The sequence below is a fragment of the Mesotoga sp. UBA5557 genome (assembly GCF_002425715.1).
In the GTDB taxonomy this organism is placed as follows: Bacteria; Thermotogota; Thermotogae; order Petrotogales; family Kosmotogaceae; genus Mesotoga.
Genome location: NZ_DIMV01000049.1, coordinates 1 through 21,900, shown reverse-complemented (window position 1 = coordinate 21,900; position 21,900 = coordinate 1). Strand labels below are relative to the sequence as shown.

Here is a 21,900-nt window from a genome sequence, read left to right as displayed (position 1 = left end):
AGAGCAGAAAACCCGTTGTACGCTGTGAAAAGCCAAGACCCTAGTCACGCCTTTACCGCTCTTTTCATTCTTGTCGGAGAACGGCGAACCGATAACGGATAACCGTTTCTTATTCAACTCGCAACTTGTCTCTTGCAACTGTTTCAAAGATCGAGATTCTGACCAGAGTTTGCCAGGACGACCCAAAGCTAGGAAAGACCGTCATCCCGATGTGCAACTGATCGGGATCTCAAGCGAAAGATCCGCTGGGCGCTGCAAAGATCCGCTTGTGAGAAGACGTTGAGCGGTTAAACCGGTGAACCCGCTGATCGCTGAGCGCTGTTTAGAGCCGTCTGAACCACGCCAGGATGACCCGAAGTAAGAAAAGTCTGTCATCCCGTAGAGCTCATAGTAAGAGTGGTTCTTGGTTGTTGTGTGGTTGTTGGTAAGAGCAAACAGGAAAAGGGACGCCAAATTCGTTTCGCTCTGAAATTTTCCCCTCATGTCATCCCATAGAACCTGCCCTGAAAAGCCTGCCCCAATGTGCACCTGTTTGGGGTCTCCTGTTCAGGACAACTGCACGGGATCTGGTTTTGAGAACGATCCAAGGATCGAGATCCTGGCCAAGAAGCACGAGGATGACGAAGTGAGCTGGTTCTGATAAACTGGATTTCGTCATTCTTTGCGTGATAGGGGTTCTAGCTCTTTGATCTTGACCAACCACCAACCACGTACGACCAACAACCGCTCTTAGCCCAGCCTTGCGTCCCCGGGCGCTTTTCCGGGCATTGCGACCTGGCCCGTTCTTGCCCAGCCTTGCGTCTAATGTTTAATTCCAGCATCACTTTCTCGCGCCAGCGAATAAGAACTATCTATTCTTTTTCTTTCCACCCGCTCTTATTAACCCGTACTTACTAACCCGATCCTTTGTTTTCCGCGAAGCTGGCCTCGCCTCCTGCCGAAGGCAGCCTTGCGACCTGGCGTGGTCTTCGCCAGCATTGTGTGCGCCAATGTTCCGCGGCGCCTTGCATCCCTTTACTATCTGTGTACAGGAAATGAAACGAAAGAGTTTGGGATAGTGCCACATACGCAGTGCTTTCAATGATAAACTCTCAAGTGAATCAGCTGATTTTGATCTGGCGGGAGAGGCAATGGACGACTACTTGGGCTACAACAAACCTGAATACAAGAGAACGAGAAAACTTGCGATCTTCGAGGGCTCGTTCTTCAACATGGCCTTTCTGGTTACTCAAGGCTTCATAGTAACCGGTCTAGCTCTTGAATACGGCGCTTCTGAGATGCTAATCGCCATAATTGGAGTTCTCCCTACGCTTGCTCAACTAGTTCAGCTGCTTGCGCCATTCGTGATGAAGTTTTTCAAGGACAGGAAAAAGGCGATGCTTTTCAGCGCACTTATCGGGAGGATACCACTTGCCTTTATTCCCGTTACACTTGCCCTGGGGATTAAATCGCAATCGCTGCTGCTGATTCTCCTTTCTTCAGTTGCGTTTGGTAACTCTCTTGTGGGCACTTTCTGGGCTTCGATAATGGGAGACGTGATCGATCCCGAAAAGACAGGTAAATATTTTGGTAGACGTAATCTGATTCTATCTCTGAGCACAATGCTTATAACTCCTTTGTACTCGTTCATACTGGACCGTTATACGGGTTCTTTGGGATTTGTTATTGTAACTTCTATGGCAAGCGTATTTGCAGTAATAACGATTGTTCTTCTCAAGAGCCACTATGCTCCTCCAGTGAAGACGTTTGGCCAGGGAAGAGTGTTCAAGGAAGTGTTTGGTAATCTCAGATTCAGGCAGTACCTGAAGTTCGCTGTAGTATGGAATTTCGCTATTACTATCTCCGGACCTTTCTACGCCTACCACCAGCTTGTGAATCTCGAGATCAGCTACTCGTATCTGAGTGTTATGAGTATAGTCGCCTCACTTGCCTCCATGATGATGTACGTTGTTTGGGGCAAGATATCCGACCAGATAGGACACCAGTCGGTTGCGGAATTTGGAGTACTTGGAGCAACGATTCTCGCCCTTATGTGGATTTTTGTCACCCCTCAGACGGCGGCTATTCTACTGCCCGTAGATGCGGTAGTAACTGGGATTGTATGGAGCGCAATCAACCTGTGTATCTTCACAATGATGATGGGCATGATACGCGGCCAGTCAGTTGAGTCCTACGTCGCAGTGCAGGCCTTTTTGAATGGGATTGGCGCTTTGGGAGGTTCACTTCTCGGAGGACTAGTTGCTTCCTATCTGAAGGGAAAAAGCATTACAATCTTCGGCATCGACTTCTACGGAATCCAGGTGATCTTCCTTCTGGGCTCCTTCTTCAGGTTTACTGCGTTTCTTCTTCTCAAGAGAGTGCAGACGACAAAGATCAAGACTGTGCCTCAGGTCTTCTTCAACGTCATGTCTACTGTGGGAAGAAGAATGGCTACGAGACCGTATGAATTCCCCATGCTTCAACTCAGGCCTAAAAAGAGAAGACCTGAGGACGAGCCTTTGAAGCTCGACCTGCCTGCCTCTCTGGAGGATACAAGCGACATCGAAGAGAACACTTCCGAAGAACTCAAAGACGGCGCTGACCAGGAAAAGAGATCAGACTCCTAAGCGATATCTCCAAGCTCGTACTGCAGTCTGTGGAGATCCGAGTATATTCCTCCCTTTGAGAGAAGCTCATCGTGAGTTCCCGACTCTACAAGCATACCTTTATGAATCACCATTATTCTGTCTGCATTTCTTATGGTGGAAAGCCTGTGAGCGATCGTGATCATTGTCTTCTCTTTTGAAATTCTCTCCATAGCTTTCTGAATTAGAGCCTCTGTCTCTGTGTCGACATTCGCAGTCGCCTCGTCGAGAACAAGAATATCCGTATTGAAGGCAACGGCCCTGGCAAGCGCAATCAGCTGTCGCTCTCCGGCAGACAATGTGCCCCCTCTTTCAAGGATTACTGAATCGTATTTATCTGGAAGGCGATCAATGAAGTGATGAGCATAGACGTACTTTGCAGCCTCTATGGCCTTCTCCCTCGAAATCGTCTCGTCGAAGAGACGAATATTATCGAGAATACTTCCTGAGAAGAGGAAGACATCCTGTAGTACAACTCCAACCTTCTTGCGTAAACTCTGGAGATTGTAGTCGTAGATGTTCTTGCCATCTATCCTTATCTGGCCGCCCTGAATCTTGTACAGTCCGGTGAGAATGCTGATGATCGAGGTCTTGCCGGCTCCGGTTTCGCCGACGAAGGCGATCTTTTCCTTCGGCCTAACTCCAAAGCTGATGTCCTTCAACACTTTGTGCTCACCGTCATACGCGAAGGTCACGTTTTCAAACTCAACGCTTCCTTCGAGTGCTTTCGTGGCAGCCTCGTCTGGATTGTATGTCTCTTCGGTCTCGTCCATCAGCTTGAAGATCTTCTCGGCCGAGGCAAGCGCATTCTGTACAATGTCGTACTTTTCTGCGATGTCATTCAGCGGTCGGAAGAACATATCGATGTACGAAACGAAGGCAACAAGCACTCCGAAGGCCAGCGTGTTTCCCAGAATGCTTTTTACGCCAAACCAGATAACGATAGCTATGGTCACATAATAAAGAAGATCCAACAGCGGTCTGAAAATGGCAAATACCCAGAGCTGTTCCAAAAGGCTCTTTAGGTGGCTCTTGTTAACCGAATCGAACTCGCTCTTCTTCCTGACTTCCTGATTGAAGACCTGGGTGACAGACATGCCGGAGATATGCTCGGCAAGGAAGGCGTTGATTATCGCAAGGCGCGTTCTCACCTTTCTATAGGCTATCCTGTCGAAGTAACGGAAAACAAAGATCGCTCCAGCAATGATCGGAAGAATGGCCACTGTGATCAATCCCAGGTAGGTAGATAGGTTAAGCATTATTATGATGATTCCTCCCAGCAGGAGGACGTCTTTCACCATCGACGTAATGACACTTGTAAAGAACTCGGCAAGATTCTGCGTGTCGTTAGCAACCCTAGTCGCCAATCTTCCGCTGGGATTCGTGTCGAAAAACCTCATCGGCACTCTCAGAAGATGCCGGAAGAGGTCCACCCTGATACCATGAGTTATCTTCTGTCCCATGTAGGATGTTGCATAGACCTGCCCGTAATTGACGAAGAAAAGCGAGACGAGGATCAGGATCATGAAGATTGCTATCTGACCTATCCCGTTAAGGTCTTGCACCCTCAAGTCTCTGAGTTGTTCTTCGGTTATCGGATAACTTGTCGTACCGTCGGTCACACTGTAGAGACCCGACTCATCCTGTTGGAGATAGAAGGCTCCTTCATCGGATTCCGCGAAGCTAAAGGAACCGTTTTCTTCAACCACGACCAGCGAATACTGATTGTCCATGTAGTTGTCTATTGCTCTTCTCATCAGCAGCGGTGGAAGGAGATCAAGCGCCGAGGAGGCTCCGATCAAAATCAAACTGAGAATCAGAATAGCAACATAGGGCTTCGTGTACTTCCACAGCCTGAAGACGACTCGCCAGTCTTCAACCTTAAGTTTCTCTTCTACTTCGCTGTATACGTTTTCGGCCATGCTATTCCTCCTCGAGCTTTTCTTCTAACATCTGTCTGTCGTACATCCTCTGGTAAAGACCTCCGCCCTGAACTAGATCGGAGTGTACTCCCCTCTCGACTACCTTGCCTTCATGGAGCACATAAATCTCGTCGGAATCCACCACGGCCTTTAACCTGTGAGAGATGACGATTATCGATCTGGTGTCCTCGGAGTCCTTCAAGGATTTTAGAATCTCCGTTTCAGTCTCGGTATCGACGGCCGAAAGGCAATCATCGAGCACAACGAGTGGTGCCTCCTTTATGAGTGCCCTTGCTATAGAAATCCTCTGCTTCTGACCTCCCGAAAGGGTCACGCCTCTTTCACCCACAATGCTTTTGTACCCGTTGCTGAAGCCTTCGATATCCTCATGAATCGAGGCGATGCTCGCGTACTTTTTAACTTCTTCGTCGGATATTCCCATGTCTCCGAAACGAATGTTGTTTCCAACGGTCTCGGAGAAGAGAAACGTCTCCTGCGGAACGTAAGCAACATTTTCTCTTATCGCCTCAGGTTCCAGTTTATTTATATCCACTCCATCTATGAACAGCATCCCTTCGTCAACGGGGTAAAGCCTGGCGATCAATTTTGCAATCGTCGACTTTCCCGAGCCAGTGGTTCCGACGATGGCTATCTTAGAGCCGGGTTTGACTTCGAAATCAATGTTTTCAAGGGCAGGTCTGCTTCCGGTCGGGTAGGTGAAGGTGAGGTTCTTCATGACTATATGACCTTCAAATTCGTCGATTTTTACAGGGTCATCGGTAGTTATGTTGTTATCCTCTTCAAGGACTTCCATAAGCCTTCTGTAAGAGGCGCGTCCTCTCTGGATGATGTTGATCACCCAGCCAAAGGCCGTCATCGGCCAGACCAGCATTCCCAGGTACGAAGTGAACGTGATGTACTCTCCTAGAGTTATCTGACCCAGTATTACCATACGTCCTCCAAACAATGTTGCCAGCACAGTACCAAGCATAGAGAGAGTTTGAATCAGCGGGAAGAACATTCCCCAGACCCTTACCAGAGTCATGTTCTTCTCTACATACGTATCTGACTTATCGGAGAGAGTTCCATTTCTAAGGTCCTCGATTCCGTAACTCTTTATAAGCCGGACTCCCGAGATGGACTCTTCAATTGTATCTGTAAGATCGGAAAAGGATGCCTGGACCATTTTGAATCTCTTATGAATCATCTTTCCAAAGAAGGTTGAAACGATAGCCAGCGCCGGAAGCGGAGCGATTGAGATCCATGTCAGATTCCAGTTCGTGAAAAGCCCCATTGCAAAGATCGTTACAGTTACGAGAAAGACGGCATCTATGATCATGACAATCGCAGGACCCATAGCCATTCTCACGGCATTCACGTCGTTCGTGAATCTGGCCATAAGATCACCGACCCTCGTCCTGTCATAGAAGGTTGGTGGAAGCGTCAGAAGCTTCTCGAAGAGTGTCTTTCGAGCGTAGTACTCGAATTTTCTTGCCGCCCCCATTATGAAGACCCGCCAGAACAATCTCGTTATGAAAAGTCCGAAGGCAACCCCGATAACGGCAAATATAAGCAGTCTGACAAAACCTAGGTCCTGGGCACCACCTCTGATTTCATCTACTATCAATCCAATCACTCTTGGAGTAATCAACATTAGCAAATCGACAAGAATAAGAAAAATAGCGCCATAAACGTACCTTGGCCAGTTGTGTTTCAGGAAGTCTCTTATCAAAACAATCGCCTCACTAGTCCGGTAAACTAACTTAATATGATACACCATTTCGAGAGAGAACTCGTGATGGGTTCATTAAATATGGATTCTGAGTCTCTTCCTTTCCAATGTATAATAATATCATCAAATCCTTCATACAACTTTGGAGAAATCTGGGGGAAGAGAAATGAAGAGAGCGCTTCTAGTTTTCTCGGTAATTCTACTTGCGGTCACTGCTGCCTCGGTTGCAGTGGTCTTTTCTGGCGGCGGAGGTAGAGGGGCCTATGAAATCGGTGTTTACGGCGCCTTGCTTGATCTCGGTTTGGAAATCGATGCCATTTACGGTTCCTCTGTAGGGGCAATCAACGCGGCCGGTCTTATCAGTGAGGGCTTTGAGGCTGCGAGAGATGTGTGGTGCAGCATAGATTACCTGGAGCTTATGAATGCCTCTCCTCATTTGTACGAACTGATCCAGGGAAATCTCCTGGGCCTGGATGCGATGGAGCTTGCCTCGGCAATGAGAACTCTCACCTCCGAAAATGGAATAGACATAGAACCCATGAGAACCAAGATGAAAGAAATGATCGTTGAGGAAAAGGTAATAGCGAGCGATGTAGAACTTGGAATCGTTCTCTACTCTCTCAGTGGCTTGCGACCTTACGCAATGTACAAAGACCGTATCCCAGAGGGAAAGCTGGTCGATTTTGTTCTGGCAAGCGCAAACTTTCCCGCCTTCACGCGTGAAAAGATAAACGGAGAGGTCTTCATAGACGGAGGTGTCTATTCTAACTTCCCTCTTTTCATGGCAAAGGAGAGAGGCCACGAAGAGGTTGTCGCAGTCGACCTTATTGGAATCTACTTTGGAGAAGCTCTCGCTTTTATAAACATCTTCACCGATGGAATGAAGGTCACGTTGATAGAACCTTCAGAGCAATTCGGGACAGTAATGACCTTTGATCCTGAGGTCTCGAAGAAGTATCTCATTTGTGGTTATCTCGATACAATGAAGAAGTTCGGTGTTTTACGGGGTGATAGCTATTTCATTCTAGGAGATGACGATCCCTTGAGAGCTCATTTTCTATCACTAGAAGAAGAGTCGAGAATTGAGGCGCTAAGACTTCTGGGGCTTGTAGGTGTCGAAGGCGAGACGGCAGAATACCACTACTACCGGGAATTCATTCCCTGGCTGGAAAGCATTGCGAAGCAACCCTACTCCAGGACCTGTCATCTCGTTACCGGAATGCTCGAAGAGATGGCTGCCTTTCTCCAGATCGAGAGGCTGGTTCCCTACTCGCCTTCATCTCTAATGTTTGAAGTCATTAAGGCGTTCAGCGCAGCTAAGTTCGAGAGCGAAAGGGATCTCAGATACATGACCAGATACAAAAAACTCTTTAATTTTCTCGAATTCATAGACGATCGGAAGCCCTGCACATCGGAACTTTCTACCGAGTTTAGATCCTTTGAAGAAGAGTTTCAGAAGTCTGTTGGACTTTTGGAACAAATTTGCTCGCAGCAATCCCGTATATCTCACTGAGTGAAAGCGGTCTCTTCAGCAGGCTCTTTCCGTAGACTATGTAATGTTTGTACTCCTGGCCTCCGGCACGCCGGGCATTTGCGATCATCGTGGCGTTCATTGAGCTGATCGATGATCCTTCGATTTCTTCGAAACCCATATTCTGGATATTTCTGTACGCTCTCAAGAACATGGCCGAAGGCACGCCCTTGTTTCTGAAATCGGGAACGACAAAGAGTATCGCCGCTCTTACGCGCGCAAGAGATTTTCTCTTACTCAGCAGCTTATACCAGCCAAAGGGGAGTAGCTTGCCGTCAATCTCGCGAATGAGCGGGCTGAAATCCGGCAGCGCAACAAAGTACCCTATTGGCCTTTCTCCTGATCTCGCGATGATTACCATTCTCTGATCGGCTACCGTCCTGAGTGTCTTGGCCATATCACACAGTTCTTCATATGTGGGAGGAAGAACGTCCTCTTCCCACTTCGGGATAGATTCTTCCATGATCTTCTGAAGATCCGCGGCGACATCCTTTAGCCGCTTGAAATTGGCCTCTTCAACGCGGAACCCGTAGCGATCCATTGCGATCTCGGTAAACTTTATCTCGCGCTCGGATATGACTTGCTCAAGATCGTATCTGAAGGCAAGATATTTCAAGTAAATATCGAAGTCTTCAAAAAAGTCAACATAGTAGGGGGGATTGTAAGGCATCATAACGGCAGGTTGATCTTCGAAGTTATCTATCAGTAGGCCTCTATAATCGTCGCCGTTAGTAGGGGAAACAGGTCCCTTCAGATACTTCATGCCTTTGCTCTTTGCCCAGCTTTCGGCAGTCCTAAGCAAGGCGTCGGCAACGGCCCTATCGTTTACCGACTCAAAGAGCGTGAAGTATGCATGCTCCACGGACTTCTCGCGGTTCATAACCTGTTCTATGCCCACGGCGAGCCTTCCCACTACACTACTTCCGTTCTTTGCCACAAAGAAATCGTGAGGACCGTTCGCAAGAAGCTGTGAGCTCTTGCTTTTCAAAACCGCTTTAATTTCATGGCTTAAAGGAGGTACCCAGAGGGGGTAATCGCGGTATAGTCCCCTTGGGAGCTCAATGAACTCTTTCCTCTCGTGACGGCTCTTGACTTTGACAATTTTCAAAATTAGCAACTCCTAGAAAAAACGTATGGACAATTCTAGCACGATTAAAGATAGCTCTCTAGTGGACAGTGGAGTTGCCTTCCAAAGACCTCACATCTGAGATGTAATTCTTGAGATTCGAGTCGGAGATACTTCCCCCGCTCCCGTCTACTGTCACGTAGTACTCAGATGTGATCAATAAATTCTTTCCCTTGAAACCGGGTCTGATCCGTGTATAGTCTCCCACAAAGACGTTACTCAGTTCAACGCCGCTGTGGATTTTGCAGTTGGATCCAATCATTACCGGCCCTTCTAGTTTTACGTTCTTTTCAACTATCGAACCCGCCCCAACATATACCGGGGTGATGATCTTAATGCTCTTCTCAAGGACCGAGCCCGTACCTCTCCAGAAACCCTCGGTCACTTCTCTTCCGGAAGGTTTGAAGCCCTTTATCCTTCCCTCGAGAGCCGCGCCGAGTATCTCGAGATAATCGGAGTTCCTTCCTATGTCATACCAGTCTATCTTCGTGTCGAGCGAGAAGACCCTTTCTCTCTTCTGAACAAGCAGGGGAAGAAGCTCACCGCCGATATCGAAGAACTGATTCTTTGGGATGTAGTTGAAGACTTCGGGTTCAAATATATAGATGCCCGTGTTAGCGAGATTCGATTTGGCCTTTTCAACCGCCGGCTTTTCTTGAAAAGATTCGACCCTTCCCGCCGAATCGCAGACGATAATTCCGTAGTTGGGAATCTTGTCTCTCTCGACTTTCTTTGAAATAATTGTCGCTACAGAGTCGCTTGCCCTGTGGAATTCATACGCCTTTGCTAGATCGAAATCTACTATCGCATCGCCGCAAAGTACAATAAATGTCTCATTGAAGAAGCCGGACTCTTCTTGAATCTTCTTCAATCCTCCAGCCGAACCAACGGGTTCAGGCACCAGCTGCCCCTTCTCAAAATGCCCTTCGAAGGAGTATCCGACTCTCAAACCATATCTGTACCCGCTCCTTACATAATTCTGAAGTACTCCTGCGAGGTGAGAGAGATTGATCATTATCTCATTCACATCATACTTGGCAAGCAGCTCAAGAATAAACTCTATAACCGGCTTCTCAATAATGGGAAGCATCGGTTTTGGCAGCCTGTTCGTCAGCGGTTTCAATCTTGTTCCGGCTCCGGCTGCTAAAATCATGGCTTTCATCCAGACTCCTCCTATCTCTTAACAGATCTCAGATTTTTGTAGACTACCAACCCTCCAACTGCAAGCAGCGAGATTCCTATGAAAATTCCAAGCACTTTCGGCGCCAGTGCTATGAGCAGAAAGAGTATGGAGATTGCCGATAAGAACGATGCCGCAACCAGAATGCCATTATCCTTTTCAACTCCGGCAAAATACGACTGAAAGAGGCCAACGGCAGGAGCGGCTATGAATAGCGCCCAGCCGCCTCCCATTATGAAGCCCGGGAAAATAACATTGAAAGTCAGGATTACAGCGACCGTTAGCAAAATGCCTGCAGGCACAAAGAGATTCTTGTCACGTCCAGTGAATGCTCTGTATTCCATGAAAATCCCAGGAATCCAGATAAGCAATAGCCAGAGATTGAGAGTGAACGATCTGACAAAAATGATCAGGATCCCAAGCAGAATCATTATGGCTCCAATTATAGTTCTCATAAGAGCGTTCCTGTTCATCAACCATCGCCTCCAGTTAGTTCATTCATCGGAATTATAACAAGAAGAGGTGCCTTTAGGTATTCAAATCAAATACCTGAACCTTTAGATAGGCTTCTGATGAATGGAAAGAACACCTAAGGTGGGCAAACCCGATCAATCCATTTTACTGAACAAGAAAAACCATAGAACCGTCCGCGAACTACTTTATCGATGATTTTCCTGTCAAGTGAAGGATATCGATACGGATAACACAGGTGGCCTTCAAGGCGTTTTTAATCTCCTCTACTCCATTCTCAAAGTAATCTGCCGAATACTTTGAAAGGAGCTTCATTAAGGCCTCTGTCTTCTCCCCATCGTCTTCCAGTATCGAGGCTTTTCCAAAGGCGATGGCGCTTCTAAAGATCGTTGAAAAAGACTCCGGAATCACTTTAGATGACTCAACAACACAGAAAGAAACATTAGCGTTTTGAGAAAGGTTGTCTAGCTTGTGACCGGTGATTGCGCAGTGCACGAAAATGCAATTGTTTTCGTACGTGTAATTCACAGGGATCCCGTAGGGCATCCCCCATCTATACCCACAGTAGATAATACCCCATAGGAACCGTTTTTCAGAATCTCAGTAGCTTCGTTCAGCGGCAGCTCCTTATCCCATCTCCTCATCTTCCTGAACTGCAAAACCTTCACCCCCCGGATGTCTCCTTTGTATTGTACCTTATAAAGCAAAGACAAAAGGCGATGTTGGTCGATCGTTGACGTTACATCGTTATCGTCATCGGGAAAGACCCCGCAGATCGCTGGAAGAATCGCTTTTCGCTGGTCGCTGAGCGCTTTGAAGAAACGTCCTCCGTCCTAGAGCATGGACCCGTCCTACGATAAGATCAATTGAGAAAGTGAGTTGTCGAGACGTTCGCTGCACTAACGGAGAGGACGAGAGAAAAGCCAGTCTGCTTACGCAGGCCAGTCAGGCTTCGCCTGGCCAGTCTTTGCTTCGCAAAGGCAAGTTCCGCTTCGCGGGCAAAAGAGCCGCTGGACGCTGCAAAGATCCGCTTGTGAGAAGACGTTGAACGCTTAAACCGGTGAACCCGCTGATCGCTGAGCGCTGTTTAGAGCCGTCTGAACCACGCCAGGATGACCCGAACTAAAAAAGTCTGTCATCCCGTAGAGCTCATAGTAAGAGCGGTTCTTGGTTGTTCGTTGTTGGTTGTTGGTAAGAGCAAACAGGAAAAGAGGCGCCAAATTCGTTTCGCTCCGAAATTCTTCACCCTTATGTCATCCCGTAGCGCCTGCTGAAAGCCTGCCCCAATGTGCACCTGTTTGGGGTCTCCTGTTCAGGACAACTGCACGGGATCTGGTTTTGAGAACGATCCAAGGATCGAGATCCTGGCCAAGAAGCACGAGGATGACGAAGTGAGCTGGTTCTGATAAACTGGATTTCGTCATTCTTTGCGTGATAGGGGTTCTAGCTCTTTGATCTTGACCAACCACCAACCACGTACGACCAACAACCGCTCTTAGCCCAGCCTTACGTCCCGAGACGGTTTTCTGGGCCTGGGCTCTTTACAGCGTACAACGGGTCTCCGTTCTTAAGCGATCAGCGGCTCTTTGCTTGCGTCAGCAGACTGGCTCATTCCATTTTTTCTAGGTACGATAGTGTAAAATGCAATAAGGGGGAGGTGGCAGTAAGTGAAGAAGATAGTCGTCAGAGTCATTGCTGGAATTGTTCTGGGCCTGATAACTTGGGGAGTAGCAGTGTTCATCTTCAGCGATGGAATTGGAGAGTCTTTCTCAGCAATAACGTCGGTAGAGAAAGTAAATGTCTTGATGGAGATTGATCAGAACGGCCTGCTTACGGTAACGGAGACCATAGACTACGTGTTCAACAAAGCTTATAGAGGAGTGTATAGGGAGCTTCCTGCAGACAGAGCCGGAAGTCTGTATAGCTCAATCGAGGTAACAGCTGTTGGCAAAGAGATCAAGTATATTGAGCCTATGGGCAGCGAGTCGTCACGATCAGTTAGGGTATGGTTCGTTCCTTACAATTCTTCGAGCGTTACCCCAGTCAAGGGAGAAGAGAGAGTAAGCGTCACTTACAAATACACTATTCGAAGAGCCGTGGAGATAGGCACTGACATTGCCCAGATTTTCAGAAAGGTATGGGGTGAAGATACAGCAAGCTGGGTAGGAGAGATTACCGCGAAGATTGTGTTTCCTCAGAATCTAGATATTCTTGACTTCTTCACGCATCCGCCTGTCGAAGTCAATCGTAGTGGTAATACTTTCGATCTGAAAGCAACGAATATACCACCAATGACGTATGTCGAGTTTAGGGCAGTCATTTCAAAGGAACAAGCAAACGCAATGAATATGAGGAATATAGCTCTTGGTGGAGCATTTGATAGGAAATTCATCGATGAAGCAGAAAGGGAAGTTAGTCTAGTTGTCCTCTTTGGAAAGTGGATAATCCCGATTGTAATCGGCTTGCTCACCCCGTTCGTCCTTATTAGGACTCATAGAAAGCATGGGAAGGAAATAGATATCGGCTACTTCGCCGAGTATGAGAGAGAGCTTCCGACGGGCGATGCTCCAGACGTAATCAACGCTGCCGTCAAGAACTTAGCCGGGTTTGTCGACAACGACGGAATTGGCTCCACGATTATGGAGCTGTACAGAAAGGAATACATCGATTTTCAGAAGGGGAAGGGAGACAAGGTAGAGGGAATTGTAATAAAGAATCGAGACGACACAAAACTAAGACCGACCGAAGCGGCCTTCCTGAAATTCATTGATAAATACGACAAGGATGATGTTTTCAACTTCAACGATGTTAAAAAAGAAGTGACGAAGAAGCAGTCCAAGGCGCGTGTTTTCACAAGCGAATTCTCGAAATACAAGAGCAAGGTCAACGATACGGTACGTAAAATGCATCTTATAGATTTGAAGGGCAAGTCAATAGTAAACGGATACTCATTTCTGATGCTCGTTGTATGTGTGCTCCTTCTTGTTTTCTATTCAAAACCTGACCTTGCCCCCATGCGTCTCTTTTCGCTCGCATTCTACGGAGTGATCTGGACGGTTAGCTGGGTCATCATATTCCTGCCGAAAGACGTTTTCGGAAGATGGACAAAAGAGGGAAGGCTCTTCTATCTCAGATGGCTTGGTCTGAAGAAGTATTTAGAAGACTACTCCCTCCTGAATGAGAAACCACCCGAGTCAATAATCCTCTGGGAGGAGTATCTGGTGTACGCAACCGCACTCGGCATAGCGGATACCGTAAGGAAGAATCTGAACAAGATCGTGCCTGAGGATGTCTGGAGAGAACAGAGCAGACATCCATACATGTACTATCCCGTTACAGCATATGCCGTGAGCTCTTTCACAGGAGTAACAAGGGCCGCCTCTTCTGCTTCAAGCAGTGGTTCCGGCGGAGGCGGTGGATTCAGCGGCGGTGGCTCTGGCGGTGGAGGCGGTGGAGGCGGAACCGGAGGCTTCTAGCAGCCCGAATATCGTCAGCGCTCCTCGGCTACAGTCAGCTGGTGCCGGATGAGGTTCAGTAGCGAAGTTCAATTGAGATGATCAGTTAACCTTATGTTTTCAAAGGGCGAGTTGGTGTCGAGAACACCGTGATATAATCAATCGGAAGTTACCCAACGGAGGAGCACCCAAGATCAGTAGACGTTCATCAGGGGATTGGAACGGATCGAAAGGCGAGGGTGCCGAAGAAGGCGGAAGCCCCAGCGACCGACTTCTGGGCATACAGGAAAGACCTGTATGACTGTCACGAAGATTGCGTGGAGAGCCGGTGGGTTTGGAATAAGACATTATTTCAAACCATTGAAGTGTTCCCGTTTTCTTCGGGAGCACTTTTTCTTTTTCAGGAGGTGGTTAAGTGCGACTCGCTATAGTAGGCGCTACCGGGGAAGTGGGCCGAATGATGTTGAAGAAACTTGAGGAGGAGGGATTGGCTTCGGCAATGATCGACCTCTTCGCTTCCAGACGCAGCGCCGGAAAGAATCTAGATTTTGCAGGTGCGAGACTTGAGGTCAAAGAGCTTCGCGAAGATTCATTTGACAAAGGATATGATTACGCTCTGTTTTCGGCTGGGGCATCCGTTTCGAAAAGCTTCGCTCCCATTGCCTCAAGAAAGGGAACAGTCGTAATAGACAATTCTTCGGCCTTCAGGGCAAATCAAGAGATTCCGCTTGTTGTACCCGAGATCAATGGGCATCTTATCGAAGGTTACAGGGGAATCATCGCCAATCCAAACTGCTCAACCATTCAGATGGTTATTTCGCTAAGCGGGGTTTATAAGAACTACGGAATTAGGACTATTGTTGTATCCACATATCAGGCGGTTTCGGGGGCGGGGAATAAGGGAATCGCAGAGTTGGAGGATCAGGAACGAGGAGACGTCACTCCTTCTGTTTTTGTGAGACAGATACACAGAAATGTTGTGCCGGTGATAGGCGATCTGCTCGATTCCCGGTTTTCTTCAGAAGAAATGAAGATGGTTAATGAAACGAGAAAGATCTTCGGAGACGATTCGATTTCCGTTTGGCCTACAACGGTGAGGGTACCAGTTATTCATGGGCATTCTGAATCAGTTTTCTGCGAGACTATCAGATCATTTTCACTTTCAGAACTCCGCGAGACTATCGAGTGTTCTGATCATGTAGTTTACTCCGAGGAGCATATCACTCCACTCGAAATAGCGGGCTCCGATCTCGTCCATGTTTCGAGACTCAGAAGCTTCGACAGCAATCGTTTCCTACTCTGGAACGTGGCGGACAACATCCGGGTAGGAGCCGCTACGAATGCCGTTAGGATTCTGAAAACCCACATAGGAGGCGCTTGACATGAAAGGGGCATATTACTCGGCAACAGGAAACAACTTTCTCGTAGTCGATTCGAGAAACATAAGTTTAAGTGAAGAGGAAAAGCGTCTGCTCGTTCTCAAGTATGTTGGTGAGAGCGATGGTGCGATCTTCGTGGAAAGCGGCTTCATGGATTACTTCAACCGTGACGGTCTTAGAGCCGCCTTTTGTGGAAATGGAGCAAGAACCTATGTTCATTTCATTCACGAGAAAGAAAACTCTGGGTCAGTTGAATTCTCGTCACATGCAGGGGTCATTTCAGGGCTGGTGGAAGACGTGGTCTCAGTGAAGATGCCCCCACCCCGCTTTCTTGGTTCCTTTGAAGAGGAGAAGTATCGCGGGGAGATATTAGTTGTGGGCGTTCCTCATCTCGTAATGGAAGGCAGCACAGAAGCCATAGATTGGGGTGCTCTTCTTCCACTCAGACATCTGTATGATGCAAATGTCAACATATATAGCGTTATCGAGGCCGGAAATCTAAGAGTTCGCACTTTTGAACGAGGTGTCGAAAGAGAGACGGGTGCCTGCGGAAGCGGGGCTACTTCAGTTGCGTGGGTATACTCGAGAAAGACAGGCCATAACAAGGTCGCTTTGCAGGCCAACGGAGGACTTCTCACTGTAACCTTCAGAGACGGTGCCGCATATCTGGGAGGAGGTGTAGAGAAATGTTCAGAGGAACTGGAACTGCAGTTATAACGCCCTTTAAGAACGGTAACGTAGATTACGAGGCCTTCAGAAGATTTCTTCAATTCCAAATGGAAAACGAGGTAGATGCGCTTGTAGTACTTGGCACAACTGGTGAATCTCCGACGATAGGTGATTCCGAACGCTCTCAGCTGATAAAGATAGCGGTGCAGGAAGCGAATGGGCTTATACCTGTTATCGTAGGAACCGGAACGAATTCGACTAAGAAGAGTATCGAAATGTCGATGAAGGCGTTCGACGATGGTGCCGATGGTGTGCTCGTTGTTGTTCCCTACTACAACAAGCCCACTCAGGAAGGTCTTTACAGGCATTACGGAGAGATCGCCACGCGCGTGCAGGGGCCGATAATCATCTACAACGTTCCCGGAAGAACCGGAGCCAACATGCTTCCAGATACTATCTTGAGGTGCCTCGAGTTCGCTAATATAGTTGGAGTAAAGGAAGCAAGCGGAGATCAGTATCAGGTGGATTATCTTATCTCAAGTCTCAAGGAAAGGGAGTCCACGTTCAAAGTTTTGTCGGGAAATGACGATCAGGCCTTTCACCTCTGTTGCAGCGGTGGAGACGGTGTAATATCGGTAATCTCCAACATCGCGCCCTGGAAGACTTCAACGATGATTCGTTCCATTCTGCTTGAAGACCTAAAGACTGCCAGAGACTTACATCTCGAGCTACTTCCGATCATGAAGGCATTGTTTGTGGAGTCGAACCCCATACCCGTCAAATACGCGCTAAGCCTAATGGGTTATTGCGCAAACGAACTTCGCCTTCCTCTCACTGAGTTGTCCGACACGAATCGAAAGGTTGTGGAACGTGCCATGAAAGAGAGTGGTGTGCTGTGAGATATGGACTAATCGGCTCTTCTGGAAGAATGGGAAAGGAGATCATTGAAACTTTCAAAGGACATGACCTCGTTCTTGAGGTTAGTGACACTGGTATATTCAGGCACGGGGAACCCGAAATCATAATAGATTTTTCGAATCGCGAAGCTTTGAAGACCGCAATTGAGATGGCTTATCAATTCGGTGCCGGAATCGTTACAGGAACGACTGCTCTAAACCAGTCAGACATTGCCGATCTTAGAAGGCTCGCAGAAAAGGTCCCGGTAGTTCAGAGTTTCAATTTCTCCACCGGTATAAACCTACTGAGAATGATCTTGAAAGAGTATTCATCTCTGCTGGAGGAATTCGAAGCAGAGATAATTGAAGTCCATCACAGCGCGAAGAAAGACGCTCCTTCCGGCACCGCTATCATGCTTAAGGAATCCGTAGGGAGGGATCTGCCTATCCATTCTGTACGGACGGGAGGCATCCCCGGAGACCACAGAGTGTTTTTTGCCAACGAGGGAGAGGTTATAGAGATAAGCCACAGGGTCATCTCTCGCAAAGTCTTCGCGATAGGTGCACTGAAGGCCGCAATGTTCTGCGCTGAGAGGGAAAACGGTTTCTACTCCTATGAGGAGGTTGTCAGATGGATGCAGAAACGATAATAAAAATGATAAGAGACTCCAAGAAGAAGACGCCTTCCGTTTGCTATCTTTGCGGTGATCTCGAAGGTTTCAGATCTGGAAACACCTCGTTCATTGGAGGAAGGGATTTTGGCATAATCTTTGGCGACCTGAAAGAGATAAGAGAAATACTTGAAACGAACTCCGAAAAGATAACCTCTCACTATCTCGAGGTGAGGGCAAGAAACTCCGCTCTTCCACTGGCTGAACTCGAAAATTATCGTGCAAGGATAGAACCAGGTGCAATAATCCGAGAAACGGTCGAGATCGGAGACAACGCAGTGATAATGATGGGAGCCGTAATTAACATTGGAGCTGTCATCGGCCGTGAAACAATGATAGACATGAACGTAGTTGTCGGAGGTCGTGCGATAATCGGTGCCAACTGTCATATAGGAGCCGGTGCCGTAATTGCCGGAGTTGTCGAGCCACCAAGCGCTACGCCTGTAATCATAGAAGATAACGTACTGGTCGGAGCAAATGCGGTCGTTCTCGAAGGCATAAGGATAGGAGAGCACTCGGTGATTGCAGCGGGAGCGGTTGTGACGAAAGATGTACCCCCGCGTTCGGTTGCGGCCGGGATGCCGGCGCGGGTGATAAAGCAGTTCGACGAGAAAACTGCGAGTAAAACGAGCCTCGTCAAAGAGCTGCGCGAGATTCGGGAGAGCTAGATGATTGTCCAGAAGTATGGAGGCTCTTCTGTCGCCAATGCAGAGAGAATAATGAACGTTGCAACAAGAATAAAGAAACGAGTAGATGACGGCGAAAAGATGATCGTTGTTGTTTCGGCTATGGGAAAGACAACCAATGATCTGATTTCCATAGCCGAAAGCCTGACTCCTGTCCCTGATGAGAGGGAGCTTGCGATGCTTCTTGCGACAGGAGAACAGGTTTCGGCGGCGCTTCTTTCTATAGCTCTTCTTAGTATGGGTGTCCGTTCGATCTCGCACAACGCAATGCAGCTTGATATAAGCACCGTTGGAGATTTCAGCAACGCAAGAATCGCAGATCTTAACCTCGAAAAGATGTATGCAGAACTTGAGAACTATGATGTGATAGTCGTTACAGGTTTTCAAGGTGTCGATCGCGATGGGAATCTTACTACCCTCGGGCGGGGAGGATCGGATACTTCTGCTGTCGCGATTGCTGCAAAGGCTGGGGTCTCATGTGAGATATTCAGCGATGTCGCCGGAGTCTACACCTGCGATCCCAAGGTTCACAAAGATGCGAGAAAGCTCCAATTCATTACATATGACGAAATGCTGGAAATGGCGGCTCTAGGGGCAAGAGTCCTTCACTCGAGATCGGTGGAGATAGCAAAGAAGTACAACGTTGAGATCCTTTGCCTGTCGTCATTCAACGAAGAAGGAGGGACCAGAGTAGTGAGCAGGCTTCCCGAATGGCTGGAACAGCCTGTCGTAACGGGTGCTACGATAGACACAAACCAGCTGAAGATAACTATAAACAAATTGCCCGGAAATACGGATGTTGTCAGCAAGATCTTTCAGGCCGTTGCAGGTTCGAATTTCAACGTTGACATGATATCTATTGTGAATGACAACGAACATATACACCTTGCATTTACTGTTCTCTCGGCCAGTCCGGCGGCGATAAAGAGGACTATAGAAAACGTTCTTGTGGATATCGACAACTGGGAACTCGCAATAGATGAGGATGTTGCGAAGATATCAACGGTTGGCGTTGGCATGAAATCGAGCGCAGGGGTAGCCGCCCGTTTCTTCCTTGCACTCCAGAAGGCTGGAGTCAGAATAATCGGGACTACTACGTCTGAAATAAAGATCTCCGTTCTCGTACCGAAATTACAGGCAAGCACAGCCTTGAAGGCGCTGCTTGACGAGTTCGAATTGTGAGCTGAGTACAATGCTTTCAAAAGTATACTCACCATTTCCTCTCGAGATAAGGAGTGCACACGGAATAAGAATAAATACTGACAAGGGTGAATTCATCGACACATTTTCAGGAATAGGAGTACTTGCTTTCGGTCATACGGATGAAGCAACGATTGAAGCAGTCTCTAGGAAGATGGCAAGGTATTCTCACACATCAAACTACTTTCTCGACGATGATGCCGAAAGGCTTAGCGAAAGTCTCCTGAAATTTGTCAATTCCAGCGGCGAGGTGTATTTTTCAAACTCCGGCACCGAGGCCACAGAAGCTGCGATCAAAGCCGTTAGGAAGTTGAAAAAGGGGAAACTGATTTCCTTTGAAGGCAACTTTCATGGGCGAACCATCGGTGCTCTCTCTTTGACACATAGTGAAATACTGCGAAGGCCTTTCGAACCGCTCCTTCCCGACGTCCTCTTTCTTCCAAAAAAAGCGGAGGCATTTGCTGAATCGGTCAAGGAAAATGAAATCGCCGTCGTTTTTGTAGAATCGATTCAGGGAAACAGTGGAGTGTACTTGTATCCTTCCGAACTGATCGAAACTATTGAGGTACTCAGGAAGGAAAAGGGCTTTCTGGTGGTCGCCGACGAGATTCAGGCGGGCCTTTGCAGAACAGGCGAATACTTTGGTTATCAGAATTACGGATTGGAACCGGATATTGTAATACTTGGAAAAGCTGTCGGAGGCGGCCTGCCTCTTGGAGCCACGGTCTTCAGAAAGCTATCACCGTTTTCTCTCGGGGATCACGGCTCGACATTTGCTCCGAACCCTCTCAGTCTTGCAGCAGGGCTCTCTGTTCTGTCTAGAATGAATTCGGCCCTTCTCGAAAGTGTTAGAATAAATGGAGCGCGTCTTATGCAAAACCTCAAGAGTCTTCCTTGGGCAAGGGATGTTCGAGGTAAGGGGCTCATGATAGGAGTCACGGCCGAAAACCCCAACGGGGTGAAAAGCATGGCCTTTGAAAGAAATGTCTTGCTCAATGTAACTGGAGGGAGCATAAGGTTTTTGCCAGCGCTTAATATCAGGTCTGAAGAGATTGATGAGATAACGGAAAGGCTGAATTTTGGAGGTTGAGATGATTGATTTTCAGAAGCTTGCTGGTGAATTCGGTACGCCGCTATATGTCTACGATGCAGAGAAGATAAGAAAGAGAATCGACAAAGCAAAGAGGGTTTTCGAGGGGCTGGATGCAGAGATAGTCTTTGCGTTGAAGGCAAACAGCAATCCCGCTCTTCTAAAGATAATGGCAGAAGAAGGCATTGGTGCGGATGTTGTTTCAAGAGGTGAGCTCCTCGCATCGAAAATGGCCGGCATGAAGCGAATTCTCTGGAATGGTAACGGAAAGACCCATGGAGATATTGTGCATTTCACAAATCAGGGTGTTGACACTGTCTCCATCGACTCGCTGCAGGAACTGCCTCTTTGGGATGGGATAGATGTCGTGAAGCTTCTAAGAGTCAATCCGGATGTTGACGCGCACACCCACCCACATATCTCGACAGGACTCAAAGCCCACAAATTTGGAGTTCCAATCGAAAAGGTCGAGACGGTGGCCGACAGGATCGATGGCCTACATCTTCACATTGGATCTCAAATCACCGAAGTAGAACCATTTGTTGACGCCTATTCCAAAGTTCTCGAATGTGCTAAGCAATTCGGCTTCAAGCACATCGATCTCGGCGGGGGCTGGGGTATTAACTATGAAGGCAAAGAGCTTGATATAGAAAAGTTGCAGGCGGCCGTCTCGGGAATGTTTTCTGACTTCAATGGAAAACTGATTTCAGAGCTGGGTAGATTCATCATCGGTCCGGCAGGATACCTCGTGACTTCGGTTGTGAGTGTTAAACCCTCGGAAAAAATCTTTATCGTTACCGATGCAGGGATGAATGCACTGATAAGACCTGCCTTATATGATGCTCATCACGGAGTTATAGTCCTCTCCGGCACCAAGAAGACGGCAACTGCCGACGTTGTCGGTCCTCTTTGCGAAAGCGGCGACATACTTGCAAGAGGCCGGAAGCTCGAAGTACCTATACCAGGTACGGCAATCGTATTCGAAAACGCCGGTGCCTACGGCTTTTCCATGGCAAACAACTACAATGGGATGCCGCTGCCCGCAGAAGTACTCGTCGATGGTGATTATGTCAAACTTATCCGCAGACGCCAAAGTATAGAAGAACTCTTCACAAACGTGAAGCTGTGAAGAACCGTTCTTCGTGAGCCTTACAAGGGCAATAACATCTGACGTCCGACGAGCTCAATTGAGAAAAAGCACTGTCGAGACGTTTGCTACGCTCACGGAGAAGGCGAGAGAAAAGCGAGTCACTGCTGAAATTAGACGC

Annotated in this window: 18 protein-coding genes and 1 riboswitch; of the genes, 11 read left to right on the top strand and 7 right to left on the bottom strand. The window is 47.9% G+C overall.

The window, feature by feature from the left end:
• The first annotated feature begins 1,130 nt into the window (after window positions 1–1,130).
• Complete coding sequence (locus B3157_RS06140; protein ID WP_292589634.1) at window positions 1,131–2,606, top strand: MFS transporter; 1,476 nt, start codon at window positions 1,131–1,133, stop codon at window positions 2,604–2,606.
• On the opposite strand, the gene B3157_RS06135 is transcribed toward B3157_RS06140, so the two are convergent.
• On the bottom strand, window positions 2,603–4,546 hold the full coding sequence (locus B3157_RS06135; protein WP_214061526.1) for an ABC transporter ATP-binding protein: 1,944 nt from the start codon (window positions 4,544–4,546) through the stop codon (window positions 2,603–2,605). The two genes, B3157_RS06140 and B3157_RS06135, sit on opposite strands and share 4 nt — an antisense overlap.
• 1 nt (window position 4,547) lies before the next feature.
• The gene (locus tag B3157_RS06130; protein ID WP_292589632.1) at window positions 4,548–6,278 is read right to left on the bottom strand and encodes an ABC transporter ATP-binding protein; all 1,731 of its coding nucleotides are present in this window, start codon (window positions 6,276–6,278) and stop codon (window positions 4,548–4,550) included.
• Window positions 6,279–6,444: 166 nt separating this feature from the next.
• On the opposite strand from B3157_RS06130, the gene B3157_RS06125 reads away from it, so the two are divergent.
• Entirely contained in the window at window positions 6,445–7,791 is a 1,347-nt protein-coding gene (locus B3157_RS06125; RefSeq protein ID WP_292589630.1) for a patatin-like phospholipase family protein, read from the top strand.
• Here the strand turns inward: B3157_RS06125 and B3157_RS06120 are convergent.
• From B3157_RS06120 to B3157_RS06100, 5 genes are all read right to left on the bottom strand, one after another.
• Window positions 7,709–8,917, bottom strand: a complete 1,209-nt coding sequence (locus B3157_RS06120; RefSeq protein WP_292589628.1) for a hypothetical protein — start codon at window positions 8,915–8,917, stop codon at window positions 7,709–7,711. The genes B3157_RS06125 and B3157_RS06120 overlap by 83 nt on opposite strands.
• A gap of 58 nt (window positions 8,918–8,975) precedes the next feature.
• Window positions 8,976–10,097 (bottom strand): nucleotidyltransferase family protein, encoded by a 1,122-nt coding sequence (locus B3157_RS06115; RefSeq protein ID WP_214060675.1) that lies wholly within the window; start codon window positions 10,095–10,097, stop codon window positions 8,976–8,978.
• 11 nt (window positions 10,098–10,108) lie between these two features.
• Window positions 10,109–10,588 carry a hypothetical protein gene (locus tag B3157_RS06110; RefSeq protein WP_292589625.1) on the bottom strand — a complete coding sequence of 160 codons (480 nt, stop codon included), beginning with the start codon at window positions 10,586–10,588 and terminating at the stop codon, window positions 10,109–10,111.
• Between the two features lie 181 nt (window positions 10,589–10,769).
• The gene (locus B3157_RS06105) at window positions 10,770–11,132 is read right to left on the bottom strand and encodes a pyridoxamine 5'-phosphate oxidase family protein (protein WP_214060677.1); all 363 of its coding nucleotides are present in this window, start codon (window positions 11,130–11,132) and stop codon (window positions 10,770–10,772) included.
• Entirely contained in the window at window positions 11,111–11,245 is a 135-nt protein-coding gene (locus tag B3157_RS06100; protein WP_292589623.1) for a hypothetical protein, read from the bottom strand. The genes B3157_RS06105 and B3157_RS06100 overlap by 22 nt, the downstream gene beginning before the upstream one ends.
• A gap of 1,008 nt (window positions 11,246–12,253) precedes the next feature.
• Here B3157_RS06100 and B3157_RS06095 point away from each other — a divergent pair.
• The 9 genes from B3157_RS06095 (at window position 12,254) to lysA (ending at window position 21,761) form a co-directional block, all read left to right on the top strand.
• A complete protein-coding gene (locus B3157_RS06095; protein ID WP_292589621.1) occupies window positions 12,254–14,062 on the top strand; it encodes a DUF2207 domain-containing protein in 1,809 nt (602 codons plus the stop codon).
• A 148-nt stretch (window positions 14,063–14,210) separates the two neighbouring features.
• Window positions 14,211–14,377: riboswitch (Lysine riboswitch) on the top strand.
• A 79-nt stretch (window positions 14,378–14,456) separates the two neighbouring features.
• The gene (locus B3157_RS06090) at window positions 14,457–15,422 is read left to right on the top strand and encodes an aspartate-semialdehyde dehydrogenase (RefSeq protein WP_292589619.1); all 966 of its coding nucleotides are present in this window, start codon (window positions 14,457–14,459) and stop codon (window positions 15,420–15,422) included.
• A gap of 1 nt (window position 15,423) precedes the next feature.
• On the top strand, window positions 15,424–16,137 hold the full coding sequence (locus B3157_RS06085; RefSeq protein WP_214079696.1) for a diaminopimelate epimerase: 714 nt from the start codon (window positions 15,424–15,426) through the stop codon (window positions 16,135–16,137).
• Window positions 16,107–16,988 (top strand): 4-hydroxy-tetrahydrodipicolinate synthase, encoded by an 882-nt coding sequence (gene dapA, locus B3157_RS06080; protein ID WP_292589616.1) that lies wholly within the window; start codon window positions 16,107–16,109, stop codon window positions 16,986–16,988. The genes B3157_RS06085 and dapA overlap by 31 nt, the downstream gene beginning before the upstream one ends.
• Entirely contained in the window at window positions 16,985–17,635 is a 651-nt protein-coding gene (locus tag B3157_RS06075) for a 4-hydroxy-tetrahydrodipicolinate reductase (protein WP_214061391.1), read from the top strand. Before dapA ends, B3157_RS06075 begins: the two co-directional genes overlap by 4 nt.
• On the top strand, window positions 17,617–18,324 hold the full coding sequence (gene dapD, locus B3157_RS06070) for a 2,3,4,5-tetrahydropyridine-2,6-dicarboxylate N-acetyltransferase (RefSeq protein ID WP_292589614.1): 708 nt from the start codon (window positions 17,617–17,619) through the stop codon (window positions 18,322–18,324). The genes B3157_RS06075 and dapD overlap by 19 nt, the downstream gene beginning before the upstream one ends.
• The gene (locus B3157_RS06065; RefSeq protein WP_214061393.1) at window positions 18,325–19,524 is read left to right on the top strand and encodes an aspartate kinase; all 1,200 of its coding nucleotides are present in this window, start codon (window positions 18,325–18,327) and stop codon (window positions 19,522–19,524) included.
• 10 nt (window positions 19,525–19,534) lie between these two features.
• Window positions 19,535–20,632 carry an aspartate aminotransferase family protein gene (locus tag B3157_RS06060; protein WP_292589611.1) on the top strand — a complete coding sequence of 366 codons (1,098 nt, stop codon included), beginning with the start codon at window positions 19,535–19,537 and terminating at the stop codon, window positions 20,630–20,632.
• Window position 20,633: 1 nt separating this feature from the next.
• Window positions 20,634–21,761 carry a diaminopimelate decarboxylase gene (gene lysA / locus B3157_RS06055; protein WP_292589609.1) on the top strand — a complete coding sequence of 376 codons (1,128 nt, stop codon included), beginning with the start codon at window positions 20,634–20,636 and terminating at the stop codon, window positions 21,759–21,761.
• The last annotated feature ends 139 nt before the right edge of the window (window positions 21,762–21,900 follow it).

Bases quoted from the DNA above. Each gene is read 5' to 3' on its own strand.
- lysA (WP_292589609.1), top strand. From the start codon at position 20,634: ATGATTGATTTTCAGAAGCTTGCTGGTGAATTCGGTACGCCGCTATAT.
- dapA (WP_292589616.1), top strand. From the start codon at position 16,107: ATGTTCAGAGGAACTGGAACTGCAGTTATAACGCCCTTTAAGAACGGT.
- B3157_RS06135 (WP_214061526.1), bottom strand. From the start codon at position 4,546: ATGGCCGAAAACGTATACAGCGAAGTAGAAGAGAAACTTAAGGTTGAA.
- B3157_RS06110 (WP_292589625.1), bottom strand. From the start codon at position 10,588: ATGAACAGGAACGCTCTTATGAGAACTATAATTGGAGCCATAATGATT.
- B3157_RS06125 (WP_292589630.1), top strand. From the start codon at position 6,445: ATGAAGAGAGCGCTTCTAGTTTTCTCGGTAATTCTACTTGCGGTCACT.
- B3157_RS06140 (WP_292589634.1), top strand. From the start codon at position 1,131: ATGGACGACTACTTGGGCTACAACAAACCTGAATACAAGAGAACGAGA.
- dapD (WP_292589614.1), top strand. From the start codon at position 17,617: ATGGATGCAGAAACGATAATAAAAATGATAAGAGACTCCAAGAAGAAG.
- B3157_RS06115 (WP_214060675.1), bottom strand. From the start codon at position 10,097: ATGAAAGCCATGATTTTAGCAGCCGGAGCCGGAACAAGATTGAAACCG.
- B3157_RS06105 (WP_214060677.1), bottom strand. From the start codon at position 11,132: ATGCCCTACGGGATCCCTGTGAATTACACGTACGAAAACAATTGCATT.
- B3157_RS06065 (WP_214061393.1), top strand. From the start codon at position 18,325: ATGATTGTCCAGAAGTATGGAGGCTCTTCTGTCGCCAATGCAGAGAGA.
- B3157_RS06060 (WP_292589611.1), top strand. From the start codon at position 19,535: ATGCTTTCAAAAGTATACTCACCATTTCCTCTCGAGATAAGGAGTGCA.
- B3157_RS06085 (WP_214079696.1), top strand. From the start codon at position 15,424: ATGAAAGGGGCATATTACTCGGCAACAGGAAACAACTTTCTCGTAGTC.